This window comes from Oleiphilus sp. HI0067 (assembly GCF_001635735.1).
The window spans coordinates 1-2,193 of sequence record NZ_LWFI01000981.1 but is presented as its reverse complement, the minus strand read 5'-3'; the positions used below and the strand labels follow the sequence as shown (position 1 = coordinate 2,193).

3 protein-coding genes are annotated in these 2,193 nt (G+C 45.4%); 1 reads left to right on the top strand and 2 read right to left on the bottom strand.

All coding sequences use genetic code 11. From position 1 onward, the window contains the following. A partial coding sequence (locus A3739_RS12805) for a homoserine kinase (RefSeq protein ID WP_068501599.1) occupies positions 1-928 on the top strand: 928 nt, incomplete at its 5' end. A gap of 12 nt (positions 929-940) precedes the next feature. Here A3739_RS12805 and A3739_RS12800 read toward each other — a convergent pair. Together A3739_RS12800 and A3739_RS12795 are read right to left on the bottom strand one after the other, a co-directional pair. Then, a complete protein-coding gene (locus A3739_RS12800) occupies positions 941-1,384 on the bottom strand; it encodes a hypothetical protein (protein ID WP_068476264.1) in 444 nt (147 codons plus the stop codon). A gap of 13 nt (positions 1,385-1,397) precedes the next feature. Further along, positions 1,398-2,193 (bottom strand): LysR family transcriptional regulator (locus A3739_RS12795; protein ID WP_068478310.1); only part of this gene is annotated, 796 nt, incomplete at its 5' end.

Genomic DNA, 2,193 nt, shown 5'->3' with positions numbered 1-2,193 from the left:
GCAAGACTTGAATCCAGTTATTGAACAGTTCTCTCTTGGCAGGATCGTCTTGTTAGAGGGGATTGGGGCTGGAATTGAAAACACCAATTACTTTTTGAACACCTCAAAAAATGGTCAGCTTAGTCGATGGGTGTTGACGATTTTTGAGGCGATGGAATCCGCTGAATTGCCTTTTTTTGTCTCGCTCACCCAACATTTAGCGTCAAAAGGGCTTGCTGTTCCCGCGGCGCTGCAAGATTCGAAAGGGCAATCCCTTTTTAAGATTCAAGGCAAAGACGCCATGATCGTTCCTTGTTTTGATGGGGCCGCAAAAACAGACATGGAGATCGAAGATTGTGCCGCAGCGGGGAAATGGTTGGCGCATATGCATCATGCGGTCGCAGATTTTGATGGAGATCGAAAATTAGTTCGAGATTCAGCTTGGATGCAGGAGCATCTCAATGCGCTCAAAAATTCTGACATGCCTCGCGACGACTTTGCTTTGCTAGAGGAATGCGTTGAACGCTATTCGGTATACCAAAGAGAGTTAGATCAGTGTTCAAGGGGCACTGTTCATGGGGACTTGTTTAAAGACAATGTTCTCTTCGGCGAACAGAATATATCTGGCGTGATTGACTTTTATCATGCCTGTACCGAAGGCTTTCTTTTTGATTTGGCTGTTTGTGCGAACGACTGGGCGATGACTGCGTCAGGCCGACACGATAGTGCAAAACTATCGGCTTTGGTGGAGGCATATCAGAGTGAGAAACCTTGGTCAGATGCCGAAAGTGCTTGTTGGCCCTTATTTCTGGAATTGGCCGCTTTACGCTTTTGGATATCCCGGTTAGTAAGTAAGTACTTAGCGGGTTATCAGCAGGAGAGTTTGGCGGGCGATACGATCAAAGATCCAAACGCCATGCGCGATATTATTATTCAGCTTCGCGCATAGCGTTGCGTATGACTACTGAAATAAAGCGTTAATGTCAGTGCTAAGATTGACGTCGACCAAATACCAGCCTTGGTCAGGTTGGTAAAAATTCATTTCCCACACAAGTGCCGCTTGCCGAAACTTCAATAGATACCGTACTTTGTAAAGGTGTTCGCCAACACTTTTGGTATCTACTTTTGCGTAGCTTAAGGCTTTACCCGCACTTGATTCGATGCGCTGCATGTCTTGAATAATCCGAGCACTGCGTTGTGCGAACTGTTCAGGATTTACGCCAGCATAAGCAGAGATCAAATTAAGAGCTGATTCGCTATCGCCTTTTGCAACTTGCTCCATAAATAAGTCAGTTGCCTGTTCCAATTTTTTTAGATTGGCGAGTGGTTTTGATGAAGCTGGATTCGCCCAAAAAAGCGCAATGATGGAGAGTAAAATAATGAGGGTGCGAGCGTATTGATGCATTGTAAGTCCTGATTTATTCCTGTTCTTTTAATTGCTTTTGGATAAGGGTGCGTAGGCGTTGTAAGCCTTTGCCTTGGTTTACCATTTTCCAAGCCATGTAGAGCGTGCTTGGTTGTGGGCGCGCATTGTCGAGCGGCAACTCAACAAGTTTACCTGCCTTGAGTTCTTCTCTAATCAGGTATCGTGGTAAGAAACCAACGCCGATACCTGCTTTTTGAGCATTTAACTTGTTATAAGTATTGGGGACATAAAAGCGCTGTTGCACCTGATCCTTCAACGAAGAGTGTAAACCTCTCGTCCAGGTAACTGCTTCACGTGCGCTGTCGTGCGTGACGACACGACGAACTTTGCTTAGATCTTCAATCTTAATTGGTGAAGTACTTTTTGCCAGAGGATGGTCGGGCGAGCAGGTATAAACAAGGTCAAGTTGCGCGACCTCTTCGGTTCGAATCCCTTTTTGTTGAGGTACAGGACCAACGGCGCCAATGACTAAATCAACTTCATCAGAAATCAGAACTTCCCAAGCACCATTCAAAGCTTCTTCTTGAATGTCTATTTCAATGTCTGGATGTTCATCTACGAAGCTTTTAAAAGCGCAATAGACCGGTCGTATATCCATGATGGTATCAATGGCGACACGAATTCTGCTTTCGTAACCTCGAGCAACGTTCTGCGTTTGTTCTGCAAGACGTTCTACTGAGTTAAGCAGAATTCTGCCTTCGTCTAGTAAATGCTTTCCAGCGGGGGTAAGTACTGAGCGTCGTCCCTGCTTCTGAAACAAGGTGACATTCAACTGTTCCTCAAGTTTT